The organism is Paraglaciecola arctica BSs20135 (assembly GCF_000314995.1).
Lineage (GTDB): Bacteria > Pseudomonadota > Gammaproteobacteria > Enterobacterales > Alteromonadaceae > Paraglaciecola > Paraglaciecola arctica.
The window spans coordinates 194556-219287 of record NZ_BAEO01000065.1; the positions used below are offsets into that span (position 1 = coordinate 194556).

At 40.3% G+C, this 24732-nt stretch carries 19 protein-coding genes; 15 read left to right on the plus strand and 4 right to left on the minus strand.

Features of this window, described 5'->3' with window-relative positions; all coding sequences use genetic code 11:
* Window positions 1-168 precede the first annotated feature (168 nt).
* Entirely contained in the window at window positions 169-3192 is a 3024-nt protein-coding gene (locus tag GARC_RS23360; RefSeq protein WP_007625222.1) for a TonB-dependent receptor, read from the minus strand.
* A gap of 373 nt (window positions 3193-3565) precedes the next feature.
* Between GARC_RS23360 and GARC_RS23365 the strand changes: the two genes are divergently transcribed.
* From GARC_RS23365 to GARC_RS23375, 3 genes are all read left to right on the plus strand, one after another.
* Window positions 3566-4084: an RNA polymerase sigma factor gene (locus GARC_RS23365; RefSeq protein ID WP_007625226.1), complete on the plus strand. Its 519-nt coding sequence runs from the start codon at window positions 3566-3568 to the stop codon at window positions 4082-4084.
* Entirely contained in the window at window positions 4081-5130 is a 1050-nt protein-coding gene (locus GARC_RS23370) for a FecR family protein (protein ID WP_007625232.1), read from the plus strand. The genes GARC_RS23365 and GARC_RS23370 overlap by 4 nt, the downstream gene beginning before the upstream one ends.
* A gap of 81 nt (window positions 5131-5211) precedes the next feature.
* Window positions 5212-6612, plus strand: coding sequence for a sugar porter family MFS transporter (locus tag GARC_RS23375; RefSeq protein ID WP_007625234.1), 1401 nt, complete (start codon window positions 5212-5214; stop codon window positions 6610-6612).
* 95 nt (window positions 6613-6707) lie between these two features.
* On the opposite strand, the gene gorA is transcribed toward GARC_RS23375, so the two are convergent.
* Entirely contained in the window at window positions 6708-8057 is a 1350-nt protein-coding gene (gene gorA / locus GARC_RS23380; protein ID WP_007625236.1) for a glutathione-disulfide reductase, read from the minus strand.
* A gap of 263 nt (window positions 8058-8320) precedes the next feature.
* On the opposite strand from gorA, the gene prlC reads away from it, so the two are divergent.
* The gene (gene prlC, locus GARC_RS23385; RefSeq protein WP_007625238.1) at window positions 8321-10357 is read left to right on the plus strand and encodes an oligopeptidase A; all 2037 of its coding nucleotides are present in this window, start codon (window positions 8321-8323) and stop codon (window positions 10355-10357) included.
* Between the two features lie 63 nt (window positions 10358-10420).
* Here prlC and GARC_RS23390 read toward each other — a convergent pair whose 3' ends face one another.
* Entirely contained in the window at window positions 10421-12772 is a 2352-nt protein-coding gene (locus GARC_RS23390; RefSeq protein ID WP_007625240.1) for a TonB-dependent receptor, read from the minus strand.
* A gap of 258 nt (window positions 12773-13030) precedes the next feature.
* On the opposite strand from GARC_RS23390, the gene GARC_RS23395 reads away from it, so the two are divergent.
* The 5 genes from GARC_RS23395 to ubiB all read left to right on the plus strand — a co-directional run bounded on the left by GARC_RS23395 (window position 13031) and on the right by ubiB (window position 18307).
* Window positions 13031-13720 (plus strand): DNA-3-methyladenine glycosylase I, encoded by a 690-nt coding sequence (locus GARC_RS23395; protein WP_007625242.1) that lies wholly within the window; start codon window positions 13031-13033, stop codon window positions 13718-13720.
* A 468-nt stretch (window positions 13721-14188) separates the two neighbouring features.
* Window positions 14189-15067, plus strand: coding sequence for a sugar phosphate isomerase/epimerase family protein (locus GARC_RS23405; protein ID WP_007625247.1), 879 nt, complete (start codon window positions 14189-14191; stop codon window positions 15065-15067).
* A 175-nt stretch (window positions 15068-15242) separates the two neighbouring features.
* Window positions 15243-16022 (plus strand): bifunctional demethylmenaquinone methyltransferase/2-methoxy-6-polyprenyl-1,4-benzoquinol methylase UbiE, encoded by a 780-nt coding sequence (gene ubiE, locus GARC_RS23410; RefSeq protein ID WP_007625249.1) that lies wholly within the window; start codon window positions 15243-15245, stop codon window positions 16020-16022.
* A 1-nt stretch (window position 16023) separates the two neighbouring features.
* Window positions 16024-16680 carry a ubiquinone biosynthesis accessory factor UbiJ gene (locus tag GARC_RS23415; RefSeq protein WP_007625252.1) on the plus strand — a complete coding sequence of 219 codons (657 nt, stop codon included), beginning with the start codon at window positions 16024-16026 and terminating at the stop codon, window positions 16678-16680.
* Window position 16681: 1 nt separating this feature from the next.
* On the plus strand, window positions 16682-18307 hold the full coding sequence (gene ubiB / locus GARC_RS23420) for a ubiquinone biosynthesis regulatory protein kinase UbiB (protein WP_039990386.1): 1626 nt from the start codon (window positions 16682-16684) through the stop codon (window positions 18305-18307).
* A gap of 13 nt (window positions 18308-18320) precedes the next feature.
* On the opposite strand, the gene GARC_RS23425 is transcribed toward ubiB, so the two are convergent.
* Complete coding sequence (locus tag GARC_RS23425; RefSeq protein ID WP_039990430.1) at window positions 18321-19145, minus strand: hypothetical protein; 825 nt, start codon at window positions 19143-19145, stop codon at window positions 18321-18323.
* Between the two features lie 369 nt (window positions 19146-19514).
* On the opposite strand from GARC_RS23425, the gene tatA reads away from it, so the two are divergent.
* The 6 genes from tatA (at window position 19515) to hemB (ending at window position 24665) form a co-directional block, all read left to right on the plus strand.
* The gene (gene tatA, locus GARC_RS23430; protein WP_007625257.1) at window positions 19515-19784 is read left to right on the plus strand and encodes a twin-arginine translocase TatA/TatE family subunit; all 270 of its coding nucleotides are present in this window, start codon (window positions 19515-19517) and stop codon (window positions 19782-19784) included.
* Entirely contained in the window at window positions 19784-20083 is a 300-nt protein-coding gene (gene tatB, locus GARC_RS23435) for a Sec-independent protein translocase protein TatB (RefSeq protein WP_007625267.1), read from the plus strand. The genes tatA and tatB overlap by 1 nt, the downstream gene beginning before the upstream one ends.
* Window positions 20084-20088: 5 nt before the next feature.
* The gene (gene tatC / locus GARC_RS23440) at window positions 20089-20832 is read left to right on the plus strand and encodes a twin-arginine translocase subunit TatC (protein ID WP_039990431.1); all 744 of its coding nucleotides are present in this window, start codon (window positions 20089-20091) and stop codon (window positions 20830-20832) included.
* Window positions 20833-20960: 128 nt separating this feature from the next.
* Entirely contained in the window at window positions 20961-21773 is an 813-nt protein-coding gene (locus tag GARC_RS23445; protein ID WP_007625270.1) for a TatD family hydrolase, read from the plus strand.
* Complete coding sequence (locus GARC_RS23450) at window positions 21763-23658, plus strand: sensor domain-containing diguanylate cyclase (RefSeq protein WP_007625271.1); 1896 nt, start codon at window positions 21763-21765, stop codon at window positions 23656-23658. The genes GARC_RS23445 and GARC_RS23450 overlap by 11 nt, the downstream gene beginning before the upstream one ends.
* 8 nt (window positions 23659-23666) lie before the next feature.
* Entirely contained in the window at window positions 23667-24665 is a 999-nt protein-coding gene (gene hemB / locus GARC_RS23455) for a porphobilinogen synthase (protein WP_007625272.1), read from the plus strand.
* Window positions 24666-24732 lie beyond the last annotated feature (67 nt).

Sequence of the window (24732 nt, forward strand, 5' to 3'; positions counted from 1 at the left end):
CTGCGCTAAAACCACTATCTATCCGTATAAATAAGTGACCACTGAGTGAGTTATGAATTAGAGATTTAGATCTGAGAGTTAGCAATTTTAGACAAGGCGTGTAGCTTGTTTTATGAGTAAATTATGACCATTAATTTAAAGGCTTATATCATTCAATTGTAGTCGATATTAAAAACTACCCCGTAAACCAACAGAATAACGGGCACCTGGTTGCTGTGCCAAAAGTAATTGGTTACTAAAACGACCATGCTTAAGTACATTTTCCTCAGTAATATTGACTCCCTCAATAAACATTGAAAAATTGTCATTAAGTGCATAACTAGCACTTAAATCAAGTTGTTGATAACTACGCACGTAAGTAGGTTCTGGCCCTTGTATTTGCACCAAAGATTGCAAAAATCCATCACGATGATTCCAAGCCAACCTAATTTGGCTTGGACCTTTCTCGTAATAAAGGATCAAGTTTTGTGAGTTACTTAACCCCGTTAAAGCAAATTTTTGTGAAATATCAGTTGGATTGAGTTTGGCGTTACTGTCTACCAAAGTCATGTTTGCCACTACGCCCCAACCACTTTCAAAGTCATGCTGTATCGCAAACTCAAAGCCACTTACTGTTGCCGTTTGGCCATTGGTAGGTGTAGTTAAATCAAATTCTGCGAGTGTATCTTCACTATCTGGAGCACGAGAATCGGTCCCTGTACTTGGATCAGTAACATCATTTATGGTCATTTTTGTCACTGTACTAACGATGAAATTGCTGACTTTCTTTTTGAAATAACTTGCTGATATGTAGCTTAATGGTTGGTAGTACCATTCAAGGGTTAAATCGAAGTTGGTAGATTCAAATGGCTTTAGTTCTGGGTTCCCTGAGCTAGCTCGTAAATCTCCACCTTGACGAGTAGTAGTTAATACTAGACTTGGTGATAACTGACTCATAGTTGGCCGTGTTAGCGAGCGCGACAGACCAAATCTGGCCACTATATTGTCTTGCCATTGGGCTTTTATCGATAAACTGGGTAACCAATTATTGTAAGTGGCCGAACGTGAAATAATGCGCCCCGGGGAGTTAAGTTGTCCTAATTCTGTTTGATCAAGGATAGTAAGGGCTAATAAATCTGATTCAAAACCAGTAACCACAATGTCAGTATTTTCATAACGAACACCATAAATTGTAGAAAATTCAATATCCTGCCATTCTGCTCGCTGATGCCCTTGAATATAGGCCGAGGTGACTTTTTCATCCACTGTGAAAGAGTTATTTCGTATTACGGCATCGAAATTCACATCGCTAACTGATTCAAGAAAACTAAATAAAGTTTCACCATCATGTCTTAACCAAAGTTTTGGCAAATTTTCACTTCCACTTACACTTCCTAGAAAGTCATTGCCGACATCAAATATTGTTTGAAAACTATCTGGAAGGTCAGGCTCTGGGAAATAACCACAAAAAGAACAATGCACCGCATTTTTTTCATTATCCCAACGTTCGTTACGTTTTGATTGTTTCGAATACATCAATCCTAATTTAATATCTACGTTAGAATTAAGCCCCTCAAAAAGGGTAACATCGGTTTTTAACTGGTCAAATTTGTCTTCAATGTTCCAACCGCGACGTAACATTACATGTGCTTTACCGTTAACCGGGTCTAAATAATTTGACACTCCTGCGGCTTCTCCTGACGCATCGATTATAGTTGGATCAGCAGACTCAAAGTTGGATATCAGAGGCAGGATATTATCTTCTGAAATGGAAAATGAAGATCGATTTAGGTAACCAATTAAGGTCAAAGCGTTACCCGCGCCTATTCTATCCTTGGTACTGGCTTTAGAAGTAGAGACATCAAATTCCATTAACACTTTTGGAGAAACGTGCAAACTACTGTTCAATCCTAGAGCACTTAAACTAGAAGGCCTATCAAACGTGCGGGCATGGAAATCAGTAGCGTGACCAACATTTTGTGAAAACTCAATTGCAGTACCATTATCATCGGTGACGACATCTTCCAAATTACTCGATGTAAACCAGTGACCTAGAGATGTGGAATTAGTTTTTACATTAAAATTTGACTGCAAATAGTCTAGGCTGATTTCTAAATCTGGTGTTACTTTGTATTGCAAAACCAATGTACCACCACTTCGAGTTCGTTGATCAAAGCGTACTCTTTGATCATAGTTTCTGGGTACAAAAATATTATCCGCTGTACTAGTAATTTGCTCCACAGGAACGTCGGTATTTAATAACCAACCATCTGTTTGCACTTCATTAACACGAGCATCTCGAATTTGGTGTGATAGTGACACCAGCCATCCCAATTTGTCATTACTGTTACTAAAAAACACAGTGCCCTGGGGAGCGGTTTTTTGACTGTTTGTATCAAAGGTTGCTTGTACACTGCCGGCGACTTTAAATTCTCGTGTTGCCATTGGCCTTGCCGTCTTGATGTTAATGATGGCACCAATTCCTCCGGAAGGTTGTGACGCAGAAAAAGTTTTATCGACACTCACTGATGTCACTAATTCTGAAGCTATAGTATCAAAACTAAATTCACGCCCTTGGTTATCCGTCGCCAATCTGCGTCCATTACTCAATACAGTATTAAATTGTGGACCTAAGCCTCGCACAGTGACAAATTGCCCTTCTCCCTCGGAACGATCAATTGAAACACCCGTTATTCTTTGCAAAGACTCGGCCAAATTGAGATCTGGAAACTTACCAATTTCTTCCGACTGGATAGATTCTGACACGCCTATTGATTCTTGTTTGATATCTAAGGCCCAATCCATGCTGCTTCGGATCCCACGCACTTCGATAAGTTCCATAAGTAGTGGTTCTTCAGGAAAAATGACAAGGTCATCCCCTTTGCCTGCAAACAAGTCCACTAGTTCTTGAAATAATGATTTATCTTCAATCACTGTATCGCGAATAGAAATACGCTTGATAGTCACCACACCATCTGTTTCAAAAGAAGCAACCAGTCCTGTACCTTCAAGTAACTTAGCAATACCTTGTTCAATGGTAAAACTACCTTTTAAAGAATTTGAACGACGGGATTGCACTTTTTCATAAGGAAAGATGATGGTGAAGTTGGCTTGTTTGGCAAATTCAATTAACGAAACGTCGGCAGAGCCGGAGTCAATATTAAAATTCTGCAGGTTTTGCTTAGGAAGCGCCCATAATAATTCACTAAACAAACATAGAACTATCCAGAAAACGCCTTTTTTGGGTCTAAGTTTTTTTATAAAAATTTGCAGTATCTTCTTAAATTTCATAAATCAAACAATACGTTATAGTCGTATTTTCATGTGCAAACAGGATACATAGAGTCCTAAAACGTTAACATGTATTAACAAAAAAGTTACACTTAATTTCCATGAATGGCACTAAGATCAAAACACTGTTTGCAGTCAATCAACATTTAACTAGCGGAATTTTGATTGGTAATCGTCTTACATCTCGAGGCTACCAAATGTCGATAAGAGTTAGCACCTAAAAATGCAAAAAAAGATAACAACAAATACATCTTGGCATCCAGTATTTTTGGCTGCTAGGGATAGTATGTTACGGATGGTATCACGCATAGTACCGCCTAAAGAGATTGAAGATATAGTTCAAGAAACTTACGTGCGAATTTGTCAAATGGATAAACGTGAGCCAGTTGAACAACACAAGTCTTTTTTAATGAAAACGGCACGGAATTTGGCGTTTGACCATTTAAAAAAGGCCGAGACGCGATTAGCCGATGGTGTGGAAACTGAATGTGATTTTGATATCGAAGCTGCCATTCACGATGAGGTGTTTGAAACCGCAGCGAGTAAAGAAGAATTTGCCCATTTTTGCGAGGCAGTTCGTCAATTGCCGGTGCAGTGTAGGCGGGTTTTTGTATTAAAAAAAGTCTATGGTTATACTCAAAAAGAAATAGCCAAAGAGATGAACTTAAGTGAGAGCACGGTGGAAAAACATATAGCCGTGGGGTTTAAACGATGCGCCAGCCACATGTTGGGCATCAATCAATCAAATGTTGGAATTCGTCAGTCCGAGTCGGCAAGCGTATCTGCAGTAAATGCTCAAGAGGCAAAAAGATGAGTAAGGTGGTTGGGATTAACATCAATAAAGACCCTATCGATGAAGCGAGTGTATGGATCACTCGGCTAGACAGAGGGTTATCAAACCAAGAGCTAAGAGAGCTTAAAACTTGGCTACAAGATTCACCTACGAATACTGAAACCTTTATGCAGTTGGTAGAGTTATGGGACAAAATGGAATCTCTCTCTCAGCTTAGTGAGTTGTTTCCTCGCAAACTTCAAAATGTATCCAGTAAAAAAGCACCTGTTTTAGCTTGGGCTGCGAGTTTCATTTTCGCATCGCTTATTTCATTGGGTTTATGGTTCAACGCAGACCTTTTTTTAGGGTCAAACGCAACACAAATAGTCCAGTTTAATAACGAATACGAAACTAAAATTGGAGAACAATCCACCATATCCTTGCAGGATAAAACGCAAATAAAATTGAATACAAATAGTTTAGTTAAAGTGACTTATACAGATAAGCAACGTGTATTCGAGTTAATACGAGGTGAAATGCATGTGGTGGTTGCCCACAACAAACAAAAACCTTTAAGTGTTTATGCTGGCTCAAATATCATCCAAGCCGTTGGTACTGCTTTTAATGTTGAACTTGCAGCAGATGAAGTGGAATTGATTGTGACTGATGGCAAGGTTTTAGTTACTGACATCAATAGTCAAAACGTAGCACCCTTGAAATTAAAAAATGTATATTTACCTCCCAAATCTTTTGCTGTAAGCAAAGGGCAAAAAGCTCAGCTTAAAGCGAGCAATACCAACATTATCGGTAGTGACGAGGTAAAACTAGCGTCTGACTTGGCTTGGCAACAAGGCAATCTGGTTTTTAGAGGAGAAAGCCTGTTTGAAGCAATGCAAGAAGTCGCCCGCTACACCAACTATCAATTTGATTTTGGAGATGAAGAGATTAAACACCTGCAAATTGCAGGGCTTTTCAAGACGTCTGATATTAGTGGTTTTTTAGCCGCATTGGAAAGTAACTTTGATGTTATTTTCGAGAAATTGAGTGATAACAAAATCAGACTCAATAAAAAACCACAGTCTAACTAATCCCAAATTTCATACAAATAGCCACTGCATTGTGTCGATGTCAGTGGATTTTTGGCAACCTTAAAAAAGTGAAACTCAAAGATGAACAACCATTCTCAAAAAGAAAATCTACTTTTTATTATTATCATTAGCACTGTCGCTACCATTGGCGGATTTTTATTTGGCTTTGATAGTGGCGTCATAAACGGCACGGTTGATGGACTGACCATGGCATTTAAATCTGAATCCATTGGCCAAGGCTTTAATGTCGCCAGTATGCTGTTGGGCTGTGCTGTGGGTGCATTTGCGGCTGGCACATTAGCAGATTGGTTGGGCCGAAAGGGGTTACTTATTATTGCTGCCATATTCTTTGTTTTAAGCGCTTGGGGCTCAGGGATCGCGCTAAGCTCAGCGGAGTTTATTTTCTATCGTATCATTGGTGGCCTTGCTGTTGGCGCTGCGTCTGTAATGGCTCCGGCTTACATTAGCGAAATTGCTCCCGCAAGAATGCGAGGCAGGCTGGCCACCATTCAACAAATAGCCATAATATTCGGGTTATTTTGTGCCTTTATCAGCAACTATTTGCTCGCCAAAACAGCTGGCGGGTCTACAGAACCTTTTTGGCTTGGTTATCAAACATGGCGCTGGATGTTTTGGATAGAACTATTGCCAGCAGCCATATTCTTTTTGTCTTTGCTTGCCATTCCAGAAAGCCCTCGTTTTTTAGTGATCAAAGGTAAACGCGAAAAAGCCTTAGCCACACTCACAAAACTATATGGAGCTAACCAAGCTAAGCTCACATTGGGCGAAATTGAACAATCAATTGCAACAGAAAATCACCAACCAAAACTATCAGATTTAGCAACAGGTGGGAAAGTCAGAACCATTGTTTGGGTGGGGATTGGCTTAGCCATGTTTCAACAATTAGTTGGCATTAATGTGGTGTTTTATTATGGCGCGGTATTATGGCAAGCCGTAGGTTTCTCTGAATCAGATTCACTGATGATTAATGTAATTGTTGGCGCAGTCAGTATTATTGCCTGCGTGATAACTATTAGTCTTATCGATAAGCTGGGAAGACGACCATTTTTGATCATCGGTTCAATTGGCATGAGTATTACTTTACTCACACTTGTTTGGGTATTCGCCAATGCCGACGTGGCAGAAAATGGCAATTTAGTGTTAGGCGAAAATGGAACGCTCGCCTTAGTTGCAGCCAATGCTTATGTGTTTTTCTTTAACCTATCATGGGGACCAGTTATGTGGGTCTTGCTGGGTGAAATGTTCCCTAATCAAATCCGCGGCTCAGGGTTAGCTGTGGCTGGGTTTGCCCAGTGGATAGCTAATTTTGCAATCACCATGACATTCCCAATTATGTTAACCACTATTGGTTTGGCGAGTGCTTATGGGTTTTATGCAGTTTGCGCATTTTTGTCAGTGATCTTCGTAATTAAAATGGTCAAAGAGACAAAGGGTAAAACCTTAGAAAGCATGCAAGGTTAAGTAAAACCTAGAAAACCTGAAAATACCGCTAGGGATATTTTCAGGTTCTTTGGTATTAACTCATATTTAAGCTATTACGGCAGAAAGTTCTATCGTTAATTGAGGGTAACGAACTCTTCGCCACTGGTTGGATGGATCGCCACACAAGAATCAAAATCAGCCTTAGTTGCGCCCATTTTCATGGCTACGCCAAAACCTTGGAGTATTTCATCCATTCCTGCACCTATTCCGTGCAAACCGACTACTTTTTGGTTTTCGCCTGCACAAATTAACTTCATACGGGTCATTTGGCGATGTTTAGTGACAGCCGTGTACATAGCTGCAAAACCTGAGTTATACACAGTAATATTGTCTTCTCCATATTCCTCTTTGGCTTCTGCTTCACTCAAGCCGATTGTGCCAATAGGTGGATGACTAAAAACGACTGTTGGAATTAGGGTGTAATCCATATGAGCGTTGGTTTGGCCATTAAATAAACGCTCAGATAACAAACGCCCCGATTTTACGGCTACAGGAGTAAGTTCAACATAACCAATGTTATCACCTACTGCATATATGCCATCGACGTTAGTATTTTGGAATTTATCAACTTTAATGTAGCCTCGTTCGTTTAGCTCCACGCCAGTATTCTCCAAGCCTATTTTATCGTTGGCTGGTTCACGGCCTATTGCCCAAACCACACAATCGGTCTCGATTGACTCGCCGTTTTCAAATTCAATAGTTAAAGAGCCATCAGAATTTTTTATCACCTGAGTAGGTGTGGCGTGGGTATGTAATGTAGGACCGTCTTGAGCCATAAGCTCTACCAAGGTCTCAGATAACATAGTGTCAAAAGTACGCAGTGGCGCATGTTTACGTACCACTAAGTCAGTTTTTGTACCTAATGCGTGCATGACACCAGCAAGCTCTACAGCAATATAACCTGCGCCAACTACAACAGCGCGTTTAGGTTGCTCTGTTAGGTCGAAGAAGCCATTTGAATCGATACCCAATTCAGCACCTGGAATTTTAGGCTGAGTAGGACGACCACCTGTGGCAATCAATATATGTTCAGCAGTGTACTGTTTGCCGTTTACTTCTATGGTGTTTTTATTCACAAAAGTGGCAAACCCATTGATAAGTGTTACACCATTTTTTTCAAAACCACTACCGTAACTGCCGTGAATACGCTTGATGTAAGCTTCGCGGCTATCCACTAGGGTTTGCCAGTTAAAGTTATTCACTGTGACATCAAAACCGTAATCGGGTGCATACAAGTTAATCGCTTCAGCAACATGTGCGCCAAACCACATCACTTTTTTCGGCACACAGCCCACATTCACACATGTTCCGCCAATGGCATTTGCTTCTACCAATGCTACTTTTTTACCGTGTTTAGCCGCGCGATTCGCCGATGCAATACCGCCACTGCCACCACCAATACATATATAATCAAAATCTGCCATGAGCCTACCTAGTTAAAAATATTTAGTTGAAGATAGTATCTATCTTACAAAAATAACACCGGAATTAATCAATTGATGCAATCTAGCAAATCGATACTTCGGCGCTGTTGATCTTTTATGAGCCTTAAGTACGTAAAAGAACCTCTTTGGCACAGTTTAATTACACCACGGACAAAATTATCTATGGGAACTACCGGTCAGCTATTGAGATCTAGTCAAACCAACCCAATTTCTTTAAGTAACTGAGAAGACAAGAGTACTTTATGAGCAACCCACTTAATGATTTATCCGGCCTACCAGAATTTTCCGCCATAAAACCAGAACATATTCAGCCTGCTATAGAAAAAGCGATTAAAGCCTGCAAAACTAAAATTACCGAAGTACTGAGTTTAGGTCGTTTCAGTTGGGTTGATCTAGTGGCACCTATTGAAGAAATAGACGATGTTCTTAGCCGCAAATGGTCACCGATTTCCCACATGAATTCCGTAGTAAGTAATGATGAATTGCGCGAAGCACATGACGCTTGTTTGCCTGCTTTATCAGAATATGGCACTTGGGTAGGTCAAAATGCTGACTTGTACAAGGCTTATTGCCAAATTGAAGCTAGCGATGAATATGCAGACTTGTCAGAAGCGCAGCAAAAAGTCATTACTCATGCTATCCGTGATTTTAAACTATCGGGTGTGGCTTTAGATGCTACTAAAAAAGCTCGTTATGCAGAGATACAAAGCCGCTTGTCTGACTTAGGTTCAACCTTTAGCAATAATGTGATGGATGCTACTTTGGGCTGGCAAAAACAAATTACTGATGAAAGTGAGTTGGCGGGATTACCAGAATCAGCTCTAGGTGCAGCCAAACAACTTGCCGAAAGTAAAAATTTAAAAGGCTGGTTATTTACCTTAGACATTCCTAGTTATTTACCCATTATGACCCATGCAGATAGTGCTGAGTTACGTGAAGAAATGTATCGTGCGTATACGTCTAGGGCATCCGATCAAGGGCCCAATGCAGGTAAATGGGATAACACCGAGATCATCAACGAAACTTTAAGTTTACGTCAGGAATTAGCGCAACTGCTGGGTTTCAAACATTTTTCTGAATATTCATTGGCAAGTAAAATGGCCAATTCAAGTGAACAAGTGAATGGATTTTTGCAAGATTTAGCCAAACGCTCTAAACCACAAGCACAACAAGATATTCAAACCCTCACCGCTTATGCCAAAGAACATTATCAAACAGATAAGTTGCAGGCTTGGGATTATGCTTATTACAGCGAAAAGTTAAAAGAACAAACCTATAAAATTTCCGATGAACAATTACGCCCCTACTTCCCCGAAAACACTGTTGTGAAAGGTTTGTTTGAGGTGATATCACGTTTATACAACTTAACTATTACTGCTCGTGACAACATAGACACTTGGCATAAAGATGTGCGTTTTTATGATATTCACGATGATACTGGCGAATTACGTGGCAGTTTCTATTTTGATTTATTTGCCCGTGAGAAAAAACGTGGTGGTGCTTGGATGGACGAATGCCAAGTGCGTCGCGAAAAACTAGACGGTTCGCAGCAATATCCCGTTGCTTATTTAACCTGTAATTTCAATGGCCCAGTTGGCGACAAACCTGCGCTATTTACACATGATGAAGTAGTTACTTTATTCCATGAATTTGGTCACGGCATTCACCACATGCTGACTAAAATAAACGTCGGAGGTGTATCAGGTATCAATGGTGTGCCATGGGATGCAGTAGAATTACCTAGTCAGTTTTTAGAAAACTGGTGCTGGCAACCAGAAGCCTTAAGTTTTATTTCTGGGCACTTTGAAACAGGCGAGCCGCTTCCTAAAGTATTGCTCGACAATATGTTAGCCGCACGAAACTTCCAATCCGCTATGCAGATGCTCAGGCAGTTAGAGTTCAGCTTGTTTGATTTTAGCTTACATGAACATTTTGTGACTGGGCAAACCAATGTACAGCAATGGTTAGATCAAGTTCGTGAGGAAGTTGCGGTGCTTATCCCTCCTAGTTTTAACCGTTTTCAAAATAGCTTTGGACATATTTTTGCCGGTGGTTATGCAGCAGGCTATTACAGTTACAAATGGGCAGAGGTGTTGTCATCTGACGCCTTTAGCCGTTTTGAAGAAGAAGGTATTTTTAATCGACAAACTGGACATGACTTTTTGACTAACATCTTAGAAATGGGCGGCAGCAAAGACCCTATGCAATTGTTTGTGGCCTTTAGAGGCCGTGAACCTGAAGTTGACGCATTATTGCGTCATTCAGGCATTACAGCTTAATCTTGCCAATAGAAAACTTAACTTCTATTATCAAGCTCTAGTTAGTTTGTTAATTTATTTAGCCTATACCCCAAAACTGTGGGTATAGGTTAGTTGTACATTTCTTGGTAATTCAGGGAAAACCAAGGTCGAACCGAAGTAGCCCCCCTCAAACAAGGGTCTCCAATTCTTTTCATCTGTTAGATTGCGCACTTCTAAACGCAAACTTGATTGCTCAGATAAAACCAACCTAGTGTTCAAATTAAAGGTGACTTGGTCACGAATTAAAACCGTGGCTAAATAATCCAGAGGGTAACTTTTGCTATATATCGCTGAAGTTGAAACATCCCAATTATCCATAATTTGCCAACCTAAATTAACAGAAACGGTTTGTTGCGGGATACCTTGTACTGGTTGATCCGAAGCAGCGAAACCCGCAAAATTTGGTGCGCCAATCCCCGTTCCTTGAATAATATCAGGCCGCGAGTTATCGAAGGTGTCCGCCACTTGTTGAGAGTCTTGAAAACTAGCCGAACCGTCGTAACGTGCATCTAAGTAGCTGTAACCTAAACTCGCCCATACATCTTGCTCCTGATAAAATATCTGCGCTTCAAGACCTTTTGCGACTATCCCCGAATTACTGCCATTTCGGTTGCGCAAACTGCGGGTTTGTTCAAATATCGACGCATCTGCGTACCAGGGTGTATTGGCCGGCGCGTACTTGATCCCAATTTCCGATAACTCGTTTTCAATAGCAAAATTAAGAGGGTTAATTTTGTTACCTGCACCTAATACAGTACCGCCAGCCATGCTGTTAGAAGTGGCTTCGCTGTATGTATAAGTGCCATAGGTCACAAGTTCGCTGCTAAGTTTAAAACGAGCGCTAGCTGAGCCAGAATACAACCAAGTATTAAAATTATCCTGCGCCGCAATTTGGCCTTGGGGCGCTAGAGCGTCTCGGGCGCTAACATCATAATAATCAGCTCGGGCGCCCAGATTAGTACTAAAACGCTCACTCCAATCGCTTTCTTGATCAACAAATAAGCCAGTTTGCCAAGTGGTTGAATCGGTAGTATCAGACAACGAAAAATCATTTATACCATCACCATCTAAATCATAATTAGCCCCTGGTGATACGTAAACATCTGGGCGTAATTCTACTAAACGCTTTTTTTGATCATCGGTTAATGGGATACGGCGCTGTTCAATGGATCCAAGTAAATCAATTGGCAGATCAGCTTCAGTGGTAAATTGACTATAACCAACAACATCGTTATAGCGAATGTCCACGCCCCAAGTTGTTTGTTGTTTGGGGTTCCAAATAGAATTGATTTCAACTCTATTTTGCGCAGTTTTAGCACCATCAATAATTTCCACAAAACTGTTTTGCGCGATTTCTTCTCGGGCTAAATATTGAAAATAACTACGATTGGTTAAGTTATGCACCCCACTAAGTTGACGCTGGTAAGTGCTGTGTACTAAATAGGTCTGCGCATTATTAATATTGTCCGGATCTGTCAGCACTGTACTACGAGGAATTGGCACTTCAGAGGTAGGTGACACCACCGCAAACGCTCCAGGCACGAGTGAACCGTTTGGTTGCACACCTTGACCGGTAATATATAAGCCATGATCAATTAGATTTTGTGTTGGGCGATTGATACCTGCGTTATCGGTAAAATCAACATCATAATACTCAAAACTGATATCCCAGCTAGATTTATCATCCGGTAATAAGCGATAAGCGACATACAAGTCTTCGCTGTGATATCCGCTAAAATCATAATAACTATCGTTATCGATATATTCTGCGCTAATTCTAATACCACTTTTGCCCTTTTCAATCTCAGTGTTTAAATCGAGCTGTGCGCGATAATGTTCCCAGCTACCGGCACTGGCTTGAAATTTTATGTCTGTTCCGGTTAATGTGGCTACCTTATTGTTTAAATTAACAAAGCCACCATTACGCTGAGAGGTTCCTAGCAATACCGATGGTGCGCCTTTTACCACATCAATTTGTCCGATACTGTTAAACGACAGTGGAATACCAAAACCATTGTTACCACCTTGACGACGCAATCCCTGTTGGAAGACTTCACCCAATTGACCACGGATAGTTGGTAAACTGGGATTGCCAAATCCGCTAGCTGCGTAGGTGTTTGGCACTAAGGTAAGCACATCCTGCAAGTCATCAATGGATAACTGCTCAAGCATATCGCTAGAAATTGAAGTAAGTGAACGGGCAATGTCTGTCACCACTTTATTATTACCAAATGGCCCATCAACCAAAGTGTTTTTAGGCGACATAATAACTGCCGATTGCGCCGACCCCGTCACAACAATGCGCTCTACACTATTGTCTTGCTCTTGGGCGACAACATTGTTTGCCATGAGTAAACTCGCGCTGATAATAAGACTGTGCTGCAAAATGGACATGTTTTTCCTTTAAATAATTAACTGTGCTTAAAGACCTAATAACGGCTAGTTTTATTGCACAGGAGTACTAACTAAACACAGTTAAGGATTTTGCATAAACGTTTCTGATATAATCAACTCTTTCTCTCCACATTCATAAACAGAACCGGACGCTCGATTTAGCCATATTGATACCACTACAATACTATTGGAATTAATCAAATTGGCATCGAGGAACCAGCAAAGTTCGATTTTAGTATCAAGGTATAACCTATCAAAATGGAAAACTTAGAAACCTTTAAACATATTTACCAAAGAGCTTGCGAGCGAAAAGGAGGCCCGCAAGCCTTGTTGACCATAATTGACAAACCTTTGACTAACCACAAACTGAGTCAAATTGGTGATGATAGATTTTTAGCCGAATTCAGTAAAAAAGTATTCCAATCGGGTTTTGTTTGGCGCGTAGTTAGAAACAAATGGCCTGATTTTGAAAGGATGTTTTTTGATTTTAATATCGAAAAAATACTATTAATACCTGATGAAATGCTCGAACAAAAAGCGGCAGACCCTAGTATTATCCGTAATTACACTAAGGTTAAGACAATCCGTGACAACGCCATAATGATTGATGCTGTGGCTCGCGAGCACGGCAGTTTTGCTAAATTTGTAGCTGATTGGCCAAGTGAAGATATTATCGGCCTTTGGGCTTACCTAAAAAAGCATGGTGCACGACTCGGTGGTAACACTGGCCCTTATGGTTTGCGAGCAATGGGCAAAGATACCTTTTTACTTACCAATGATGTAGTGGGTTATTTTACCAAACGTAATATTATTTCTGGCTCAGCTCAGTCAAAGCGTAGTCTCACAGCCATTCAACAAAGCTTTAACGAACTACAACAACAGAGCGGTCGCTCATTACAAGAATTAAGTATGATCATCTCTAAAAGTGTGGGAGATAATTATATTTAACCCGAGTTCTGGTTATTTGAATCAGCCGTGGTGTAATTTCTCTATTGGCTAAAATTTGAAATATATCACCACCTAAACAACGCCGAATTTGTTGCATTGGCAACTGAATACTAACTACTCAATATGTGAGTTTTTAGTTACCATCTTGTTATAGTTATATTTACAGAAATTTAACAATGCGCGACGGCAGAGTGTTATGTGGCTTGTTTAAAGCTGAAACTGATACAAACATTACCCTAAGAGAACAAGGTAAAAAACTCCAAGTTTTCAATAAGTCTGCACTAAAAACTATTCAAAGACCCGCCTCAGGAATGCCTGTAATGAACTACATGCTGACCAAGCGTAGATACGGGATGCAGTTGTATTTTTGGGCACGCTCAAAGGCAAAAACAACAAAACAGAAATGTCACATTAATTTTTAATCAAACAAATGCTCAACATATAATTACGTTAACCAAAGGTGAAAACATGAATAAAATTATACTTTCTTGCTACTTAGCTCTGACTTTAATTGGACTAACGGCTTGTTCTGGTTCACAAAGCAACCAAGCGGAAAAAATTAAAGTCCCGCCTGTGAGTGTTCAATTATGGTCAGTCAAAGATGTACTTGAAAAAGATTTTAAAGGCACCTTACAACAGATCGCAGATATGGGATTTCAAGGCGTAGAGTTTGCTGGCAATTTTGGTGAATTTTCAAATAACCCAGAAGGTTTAAAAGAGTATTTAACCTCTTTGGGTTTAAAAGCCAGTGGAGCCCACGTTGGTTTTGATAGCCTGAGAGGCGACAAATTAGAACCGACACTCAACTTCTTAAAAATACTAGGCATTGATTTAGTTATTATTCCTATGGATAGTCGAGCTTGGAGTGCTGATGGCGTGGCGAGTTTAACCACAGAGTTAACTGAATTATCAAACAAACTTGCCAAAAAAAACATGTTGATTGGTTACCATAATCACGACAAAGAATTTGACGCATATCAGGAATTGACTTATTGGGATTACATTGCCAAAAACACCCCACAAAATGTATTACTTCAGCTAGATGTAGGTTGGGTAAACTATGCTGACAAAGATGCCGTTGAATTCGTTGAACGTTACGCTGGACGCACATTAACTACTCACCTAAAAATACGTAACTATCATGGTAAAAATAGAACTCCTCAAGGTGCAAGCCCTATTCTAGGAGAAGACCAATACGACTGGGCAAGGTTGATTAAAACCCAAGCTAAAGTAGGAGGTACGCGTTGGTTAGTCTTAGAACAAGAAGAATATCCAGATGGGCTATCTTCGATGCAAGCGGTGAAAAAATCCAAACTAGGTTTGGATAAAATAATTAGCACACTTTAACTTTTAGAACCTCCTCTCCTCAGTCGATTACAATATTTTCGGCTGAGGTTATTCTATTAATTTCCTCTCAATTCCCTTGTTAACCAAACCACTACATTCAAAAAGCTACAAACATCACTGTTGGCCCACGCCTTAATTGGGTAAACTAATGGCAATTGCTATCCAAGGAACACTCATGAGCGCGCCTGAAACACCAGAAACCACTACACAACATGAACAAACCACACACTTTGGCTTTAAACAGGTAGAGTCCAGCCAAAAAGTGAATATGGTTAAAGAAGTGTTTCAGTCGGTGGCCGCAAAGTACGACATTATGAATGACTTAATGTCTTTGGGTGTGCATCGTTTATGGAAACGTTACACCATAGATTGCAGTGGGGTACGCGCTGGGCACAAAGTATTGGATTTAGCCGGAGGCACAGGTGATTTAACCGCTAAGTTCTCCCGTATTGTAGGTGAGTCAGGTCAGGTGGTGTTGGCTGATATCAATGATGCCATGCTAAAAGTAGGCCGCGATAAATTACGTGATAAAGGCATAGTTGGCAATGTGGAATATGTGCAAGCTAATGCCGAAGCATTGCCTTTTCCTGATAACAGTTTTGACATTATTACTATTGCGTTCGGACTTCGCAACGTAACTGATAAAGACAAAGCTTTAGCGTCTATGTACCGCGTATTAAAACCTGGTGGCCGTTTGTTAGTATTAGAATTTTCTAAACCTAGCAACGAGATGTTGAACAAAGCTTACGATATGTATTCATTCCATTTGTTGCCTAAAATTGGCCAGCTTGTGGCTAATGACGCAGCCAGCTATCAATATTTGGCCGAGTCTATTCGTATGCACCCTGAGCAAGAAGTACTCAAAGCTATGATGGAAACAGCCGGGTTTGAACAAACCACTTTTAAAAATTTAACCGGCGGTATAGTCGCTCTTCACAGAGGCTTTAAATTTTAGTATGCCCTTTGCCCAATTAGTAACCTCGGGGATCGAGCTGGCGATGAACCAATTGCTTAAGCTCGATGATGATAGCCAACAAGGTTTGAAAAAATTGTCTGGAAAATCTCTACAGGTATCCATTAAGGAATTGCCTTGGCCGTTATTATTTACGTTTTCAGAGCAAATCGATGTACGCACTGTTATCACTTCAGACCAGGATTTAGAGCCAACTTCTTTATCAGTAGATTGTTTGATCGAGTTAAATTTGGAAACATTACCAAAACTCAGAGATAGCAGCCAGCTCACCCAACTTATTCAACAAAAACAACTCAATCTGATCGGTGATATTTATGTGGCACAAACTTTTAGTGCATTGCTAAAAGATTTGGATATTGACTGGGAAGAACAGCTATCTGGATACACTGGCGATGTCGTGGCTCATCAAACGTTCAGCAGCATGAGAGCCTTGTTCGATACGGCTAAAACACAAATAGAACAAGGTGCGATAGAGCTTGGGGAACGTTTAACCCAAAGTGACTCAATTGCAGTCAAACCTAGTGAAATGTTTGAATTTAGCCGAGGTGTAAGTGAGCTACGTGGCGCTACAGAACGTTTATCTGCCAGAGTCGCGTTAATCGAGCAAAAAAAGAAAGTCGATACGGGATCAAATAACTAACGTGAGAATTCTACGCTTTTACCAAATTAACAAGGTGATGTTGCAACACGGACTAGATGAACTTATTCCCAGTAAGTGGCTACCTTGGTATGCAAAATTAGGCCGATTTGGATTTTTTTGGCTGCGTAACAAACACCCCGATAAATCCCAAGGCACACGCATCAGGTTAGCTTTACAAACATTAGGTCCTGTATTTATCAAATTTGGACAAATGTTGTCTACCCGCAAAGATTTGCTACCACCAGATGTGGCAACTGAACTATCAATTTTGCAAGATCAAGTCGAACCATTTGACTCTGAGTTGGCCAAACAAATTATTCGCCAAGCCTTAGGTTTAACAGACCTCAGTGAGGTATTTAGTGAATTTGAAACTAAACCATTAGCCTCAGCGTCCATTGCTCAAGTGCATGCCGCAAAGTTAAAAAACGGCAATCAAGATGTCATTGTTAAAGTCATTCGTCCGAATATTAAACATACCATCGAATCTGATATTGAACTGATGCGCACCGCCGCCAATGCCCTACAAAAATTATTACCCGATGGCAAACGTTTACGCCCAGTTGAAGTAGTCAAAGAATATGAACGCACTATTATTGATGAATTAGATTTAACCCACGAAGCTGAAAATGGCATTCAATTTAAACGTAATTTTGAAAGCTCAACGGCGCTGTATGTGCCCACTATCTATAGTGAGTATAGCCATAAAAACGTGATGGTAATGGAGCGAATTTACGGCACACCTATAGCTGATGTAGAACAGCTAGTAGCCCGTAATACCAATATGAAAAGATTGGCAGAGCGCGGTGTAGAAGTATTTTTCACTCAGGTGTTTCGCGATAGTTTTTTCCATGCGGATATGCATCCTGGCAACATCTTTGTATCAACTGCAAACCCAAACGATCCACAATATATCACCATTGATTTTGGCATAGTCGGCACGCTAAATAGCGAAGACAAACGTTATTTGGCCGAAAACTTTATTGCCTTCTTTAATCGTAATTATCGTAAAGTGGCTCAACTACATGTGGACTCGGGTTGGGTGCCATCGGATACCGACATCGATGATTTTGAAGCATCCATTCGCAAAGTTTGCGAACCCATTTTCCAAAAGCCTTTAGCCGAAATTGAATTTAGTAACGTGTTGCTGCAACTGTTTAATACCGCCAGACGTTTTAATATGGTGATACAACCACAATTGGTATTACTACAAAAAACGCTACTTTACATTGAAGGCTTAGGTCGTCAGTTATACCCACAACTTGATTTGTGGAAAACCGCCAAACCATTTTTAGAGAATTGGATGAAAGAACAAATTGGGCTTAAAGCCATGTATCAAAAGATTTCGACCAACATACCTTATTGGTCTGAGAAATTACCTGAAATACCTGACTTGGTTTATGACACTTTAAAACAAGTCAAAAAGTTGCCCGAACAACAAAAAATCCAATTTGAATTGCAGCAGCAGCAACTAAGACAACAACATCACAGTTCACAGTTACTCATAATTGGCGCAACTTTTTGTATTGCAGCTGTAATATTACCGATATACCAAACACACTGGTGGCCGAGTGTTGGTTGCATAACTCTAGGTATTATCAGTTGGATTGGAGCGTGGCGCATAAAATAGACCAGCAACAAGTCTATATGTCACCAAAATACCCCTCAAGTCTTAACGCGATACCATAAGAGGCCGAAAATTGCTCATCACGTCTCCACAAAACAAAAGGCTCTATCTCATAAAACAACCACTTACGCAGGGTGTTTTTACGCCATCTTAAACTGATCAAATACTCATCTAAATGATAATTAGGTCGACTTAACCCCTCAATATAAATCCCTGCTATCAAGGCATTTTTTTCATTAAATTGAGTCAACTTTTGCCAGCTATGTTGCCATAACCAATCATTAGTGCGGTCCCTGAAATAATAATTATTATTCCATCTAAATATTGAATGGGTACTAGCGTTGTAATCTAACTGCCATGAGAAATTGGCACCTAAGCCGTCATTACTATAAAGATATGCTGATGTTTCCCAACGTAAGTTGGTTTTTTCAGACAACAAATGCGAATTGCGATAACGGCTTTTGACAAAGGCCTGCAATCGACGACCCAAACCTAAACGGTGAGATAATCCACTATCAGGACTACTACGCCAGCGTATCGCTAAACTAAAACGATTTTTATCTACGGATTCATTATTACCAGATGCTTGGATATCATTGTTTGGTCTATCGTCGTCATAATCAGATAAAACCAGATCAGCGCGATTTTTTAAGTTTGGTAATTTAACACTAATTTTAATGCGTGTTTCAAATTCATTTAATTGACGACTTCTTGGTTCCCAGCCCAAACGAATTCGCGCTTCACCATAAGCTTCTTCTCGATTATCAAAATCTTTTAGTGCAAAGAAATCATCAAACCATAACGCGCTCGAGTTAACTGAAGAGGCTATATTCTGGTGCATGGTATCTAACCATTGGTATTCTTGTTCAGTCTTTTGTTCAGCCGTTTGTTCCGCCTTTAGTTGGGCTACTTGTTCAGTCTCTTGTGCGTTGAGTCTTGACATAAGTGTTATGCCGGCAACGAATAATAAAAAAACTCTTTTCACACTTATCCTTAATGTTGATAGGCAAGCAATGGGCGTTAACAGGTTTAAGATTAACTCAATTAGTGGTTCATACCTATTGATCCAAACAATTACTCAATCACAGCGTGCAATTTGTTAATAAGAATTGGTATTTAATGTCAAACAATCTAGATTAGCCAATCAAATCCAGTGACCTTTTAAATAAGCTAAGTATAATGAAAATCTTACAGTCTCTAGGAGTATTTTATGTTTGGCATTAGTCCCATGCAGTTAGTGATTATTTTGGTTATCGTAGTATTGCTTTTTGGCACTAAAAAACTACGCAGTTTAGGTGGTGATTTAGGTTCAGCGATGAAAGGTTTTAAGAAAGCCATGAGCGATGATGATAAAGATGATAAAGGAAAGGATGCTGATTTTGTTGCTGAAGAGAAAGTTGAAGACAAATCGACTAATGATGTAGGAAATGCAGAAAATACAGCTCAGAAAACTAAGAGCGAACAAAAAGAGCATAATTAATGTTTGATATCGGCTTTTTCGAACTGTTAATTATTGCTGTAGTAGGTTTAGTGGTGTTGGGACCAGAAAGGTTACCCGGCGCTATTCGCTCAACCATGAAAACAGTGCGCAGTATTAAAGGCATGGCCAACGGCTTTCGACAGGAAGTCGAGCAGCAATTCAAAATTCATGAATTGCATGAGAATTTGAAAAAAGCCGAACAACAAAACTTAGAAAATCTTTCTCCTGAATTGCAAAAGTCTGTTGATGAACTTCGCGATGCAGCCAAATCCGTTCAAAAACCTTATTCTAAAGAGTAATTGTGATAGCTGAACCAAATAGCTTAATTGCTCATTTAATTGAGCTCAGAGGCCGTGTATTAAAGGCTGTTGTCAGTGTGTTTGTGGTATTTTTATGCTTGGTTTATTTCGCCCAGGATTTATATCACTGGTTAGCAACGCCCTTACTAGATACTCTGCCTGAAAACGCACAAATGATTGCCACAGACGTGGCGTCTCCTTTCTTTGCACCTTTTAAACTAACTATGGTGTTGTCGTTTTTTATTGCTATCCCTGTGGTGCTTTACCAAATTTGGGGGTTTGTGGCACCTGGGTTATATAAAAACGAAAAACGCATGGTCGCTCCCTTATTATTTTCCAGTACTCTGTTGTTTTACTTAGGCATGGCGTTTGCCTACTATGTGGTTTTCCCTTTAGCTTTTGCGTTCTTTTCCAGCGTGGCGCCCGAAGGCGTGGTGATCAATACCGATATCAGTAGTTACCTTAATTTTGTGCTTAAGATATTTTTCGCATTTGGTTTGGCCTTTGAAATTCCAGTGGCAGTAGTTTTGATGTGCTGGACAGGCATCACCACCCCAGATGCACTAAGAGCAAAGCGTCCATATGTCATTGTGGGGGTTTTTGTGGTGGGCATGTTGCTTACGCCTCCGGATATCATCTCTCAGACTTTGCTTGCCATACCTATGTGGATTTTATATGAGTTTGGTATAGTTGTAGGCAGTTTTTATTCTCGTAAAAAAGCAGATCAAGAGCAGCAGGAAAACTCTTGATCTATATTACAAAATCTATTGTGGCGATTTTGATGTGCCTAAATTCACACTCGCCTGTAACCAAGTCAAAAAATCAAACGCTCACAATCGAGTCCCCCTTTGTTGTACTAAGCGAATGAGGTAGATGAATGTCCTGGTGTGATATTGGGGTTAACTTTACTGACAAACGTTTGTTATTTGAGCCAGTATTTGAACGCGCGTTGGCCGCAGATGTTAGCCATATTATTATTACCGGTACTAGTTTAGACAAGAGCCAGAAGGCGATTCAGTTAGCAGAAAAATACCCCAACCACTTATCGGCTACCGTTGGTGTCCATCCCCACGATGCTAGTCAATTTAACGTGCAAACAATCAATGAATTAAAAATCTTAGCCAAGTCTGATCGTGTTGCGGCAATTGGCGAATGTGGTTTGGATTTTAATCGAAACTTTTCCACCCCCAAAGAACAACTCTTTGCCTTTGAGCAACAACTAAAGTTAGCCTGTGAATTAGGTTTACCAGTTTTTTTGCATGAGCGAGATGCTTTTGATGCACAGATTGAATTACTGTCAAAATATCGAAAAGAATTAAAAGGAGGCGTAGTTCATTGTTTCACTGGAAATACTGAACAGATGAATCGTTATTTAGATTTGGATCTGTATATTGGGATAACCGGTTGGGTATGTGATCTTAAACGTGGTCACTCCCTTCGGGAAGCTGTTAAATCGCTACCATTAAATCGTATTTTATTAGAAACCGACGCACCTTACTTACGCCCCAAGGGTCTGGCCAACAACCGTAAAGTAGACAATGGCAATAACGAACCGGCTTATCTACCTTTTGTGGCAACCGAAGTTGCGAATTTAATGGCAACTGATATCAAAACGTTACAGCTAGCGAGCCAAGCTAATACACAGGCATTGTTTAATATTTCAAGCAGCAACGTTAGTCATGCCAAATAATCCACTTAATGTGAAACTAAATAAAAACTGGCTGTTGTTAATCATCAGTATTTTTTGCGCTGCAGTTATTATAGCGGCAACAAGTTTTTTCAGCCCTATGCGTCCAAACCATACAGTGGTGCAGGACATTGAACACTTAGTTGATACAAAAAAACAATATTCGATTTCTAATATTCTGAGCATCTCCGACAATGTTTGGCAGCAGCAAAACCAGGACTTAACTTCACTCGACATGTCCAATGAATTACATTGGTTTAAATTTACCCTAAATAACCTCGACCCATCACAAAGCTGGCTATTAGAAATTGACTATGCCTTGCTGGACAGCATTAACCTTTGGTTTGTGCAAGATAACAAAGTACTGGCCGAGTACATGGTAGGCGATTCTCTGATTTTCGCACAACGTGCTGTTGACCATGAGAATTTTCTATTCCCGCTGCCTACAAATGTGCAACCTGTAGAAGTATATCTCAACGCTTACTCTAAAGGCATGATGCGTTTACCGTTAAATATCTGGCAGCAACAAGACTACTTAGGATTTGCCAGCAAAAATGGCTTGATCATGGGTGGATTTTTGGGACTGATGCTGGCAATGGGGTTAAGTAACCTACTATTTTTCATTACTACCCGATCCCCTACTTTTTTGGTGTATGCCGGTTATGTTATTTTTTTGGCGTTAACCTTGTCAACGCTACAAGGTATTGGTTATCGCTACATTTGGTCTAACTCTCCTTGGTTTCAGCAACATGCAATAGGAATTTTTGCCAACTTAACTGTGTGCTTATCGATTATATTTTGTGATCTGTTGCTCAATGTCAGAGCCTACAGTACAAGGCTTAGCAAAATTCTTAAAATGTCAGCTTTTGCTTTTCTATTAGGCTTAGTTATTAGTTTGTTTATTTCACTACAGGTTTTTATCAAAGTTTTTTTACTGATGTTCTGCGCCAGTGGAGTACTTCTTTTAGCCGTAGCAATTTGGTTGTGGGTAAAAGGTTTAGCTATAGCGGGATATTATACATTGGCGTGGGCAATACTGATCGTCAGTGGCTTTGTCTTAAGCTTGGATGCACTCAACATCGTTAATTTTAACATGCCTTCTTACTACCTATTAATGATAGGGGCAGCAATAGAAACGGTGCTGCTAGCCCTTATTTTGGCTATTAGCCACGATCAACAACGTCAAACATTGCTGGACACGCAAGCAGAGCTGCTGAACCAAGAACGCCAAGTTCAACATGCACAAAAAGATATGTTGGCATTACAAGAAAATGCCACCGAAGATCTCGAATACAAAGTACAAGAACGAACCTTAGAGCTAGAAATTGCTCTTCGTGAGTTATCAGAAACTAACCGCGAGCTACAACAAAAAAACACCTTAGATGCATTGACAGGGATCCGTAATCGCAGTTATTTTGATAAAAAATATCAAGCCGAAGTACGCAGAAGTCGACGTGAACAAACCCAATTGTCTGTAGTAATGATGGATATTGATCATTTCAAAAACGTGAATGACCAGTATGGCCATTTAGTGGGCGATGAATGTATTAGAGCAGTAGCCCACACTCTGGAAAAGGCGTTAAAAAGGCCCAGTGATGATGTCTGTCGTTACGGAGGTGAGGAATTCGCTCTAATTCTACCTAGTACTAATTTAGAAGGTGCTTTGACCCTAGTAGAACAGCTTAGAAATGAAATAGAAAAAACTACCATACAAGCCGAAAATGTATCGGTAAATATTACTATTAGTGCCGGTATAGGTACCGCAATAGCTGATTTAAACCAAGCAGAAGACATTATTCTAGCCTTGGCAGATAGACAACTTTATGCAGCCAAAAATGCAGGTCGAAATAATGTGCAAGGCAGTTATTTAGACGCCATTCAACAGTAGGATAAATCATGATAGAACAATTCCCCAATAATCGTATGCGCAGATTACGTAAACAAGATTTTACCCGTAGGTTAGTAGCCGAAAACCAACTCACTAGTAGTGACTTAATCTATCCCATGTTTGTATTAGAGGGCGTCAATCAAAAAGAAGCGATACCTTCGATGCCGGGTGTAGATCGATTATCGATTGATCTGTTAGTCAAAGAAGCACATGAACTTGTAGAACTGGGTATTCCTGCCATAGCACTTTTTCCTGTGACACCGATGCAAGCCAAGTCATTGTGTGCCAGCGAAGCATTTAACCCCGATGGTTTGGCGCAAAAAGCGGTGCGCGCTATCAAACAAGCAGTACCTGACATTGCCGTTATTACAGACGTCGCCCTAGACCCTTTTACCTCTCATGGCCAAGATGGTCTGATTGATGAACAGGGTTATGTGTTAAACGATGAAACTATTGAGGTTTTAGTTAAACAAGCCCTGTCTCACGCAGAAGCTGGAGCTGACATTGTCGCACCATCGGACATGATGGATGGTCGCGTCGGAGCACTGCGCCAAGCACTGGAAAGCAATGGCTTTATCAATACCTGTATCATGGCTTATTCGGCTAAATATGCTTCCAGTTACTACGGACCTTTTAGAGATGCGGTCGGTTCAGCGGGTAACATTAAGGGCGGCAATAAAAAGACCTACCAAATGGATCCAGCCAACTCAGACGAAGCGATGCGCGAAATCGCATTGGATTTACAAGAGGGTGCAGACATGGTCATGGTCAAACCCGGCATGCCCTACCTAGATATAGTCAGACGCTGCAAACACGAATTCAAAGTGCCCACTTTTGCTTATCAAGTCAGCGGTGAATATGCCATGCACAAAGCCGCGTTTGCCAATGGTTGGCTAAATGAAGATGAAGTCATTCTCGAATCATTAATGGCATTTAAACGTGCTGGGGCAGATGGTATTTTGACTTATTTTGCTAAACAGGCTGCAATACTTTTGAGACAAAGCTAAGGAACTTCGTTTAACAAATAGACAATAAAGTTTTAATTGCTTTAATTATTTGGATGCTTGCTTGGTA

Coding starts and splice junctions, on each gene's coding strand:
- GARC_RS23415 (WP_007625252.1), top strand. CDS start 16,024: ATGCCCTTTGCCCAATTAGTAACCTCGGGGATCGAGCTGGCGATGAAC.
- GARC_RS23395 (WP_007625242.1), top strand. CDS start 13,031: ATGGAAAACTTAGAAACCTTTAAACATATTTACCAAAGAGCTTGCGAG.
- GARC_RS23445 (WP_007625270.1), top strand. CDS start 20,961: ATGTCCTGGTGTGATATTGGGGTTAACTTTACTGACAAACGTTTGTTA.
- GARC_RS23405 (WP_007625247.1), top strand. CDS start 14,189: ATGAATAAAATTATACTTTCTTGCTACTTAGCTCTGACTTTAATTGGA.
- ubiE (WP_007625249.1), top strand. CDS start 15,243: ATGAGCGCGCCTGAAACACCAGAAACCACTACACAACATGAACAAACC.
- GARC_RS23375 (WP_007625234.1), top strand. CDS start 5,212: ATGAACAACCATTCTCAAAAAGAAAATCTACTTTTTATTATTATCATT.
- GARC_RS23365 (WP_007625226.1), top strand. CDS start 3,566: ATGGTATCACGCATAGTACCGCCTAAAGAGATTGAAGATATAGTTCAA.
- hemB (WP_007625272.1), top strand. CDS start 23,667: ATGATAGAACAATTCCCCAATAATCGTATGCGCAGATTACGTAAACAA.
- GARC_RS23450 (WP_007625271.1), top strand. CDS start 21,763: ATGCCAAATAATCCACTTAATGTGAAACTAAATAAAAACTGGCTGTTG.
- tatB (WP_007625267.1), top strand. CDS start 19,784: ATGTTTGATATCGGCTTTTTCGAACTGTTAATTATTGCTGTAGTAGGT.
- gorA (WP_007625236.1), bottom strand. CDS start 8,057: ATGGCAGATTTTGATTATATATGTATTGGTGGTGGCAGTGGCGGTATT.
- tatA (WP_007625257.1), top strand. CDS start 19,515: ATGTTTGGCATTAGTCCCATGCAGTTAGTGATTATTTTGGTTATCGTA.
- GARC_RS23370 (WP_007625232.1), top strand. CDS start 4,081: ATGAGTAAGGTGGTTGGGATTAACATCAATAAAGACCCTATCGATGAA.
- GARC_RS23425 (WP_039990430.1), bottom strand. CDS start 19,145: ATGCACCAGAATATAGCCTCTTCAGTTAACTCGAGCGCGTTATGGTTT.
- GARC_RS23390 (WP_007625240.1), bottom strand. CDS start 12,772: ATGTCCATTTTGCAGCACAGTCTTATTATCAGCGCGAGTTTACTCATG.
- prlC (WP_007625238.1), top strand. CDS start 8,321: ATGAGCAACCCACTTAATGATTTATCCGGCCTACCAGAATTTTCCGCC.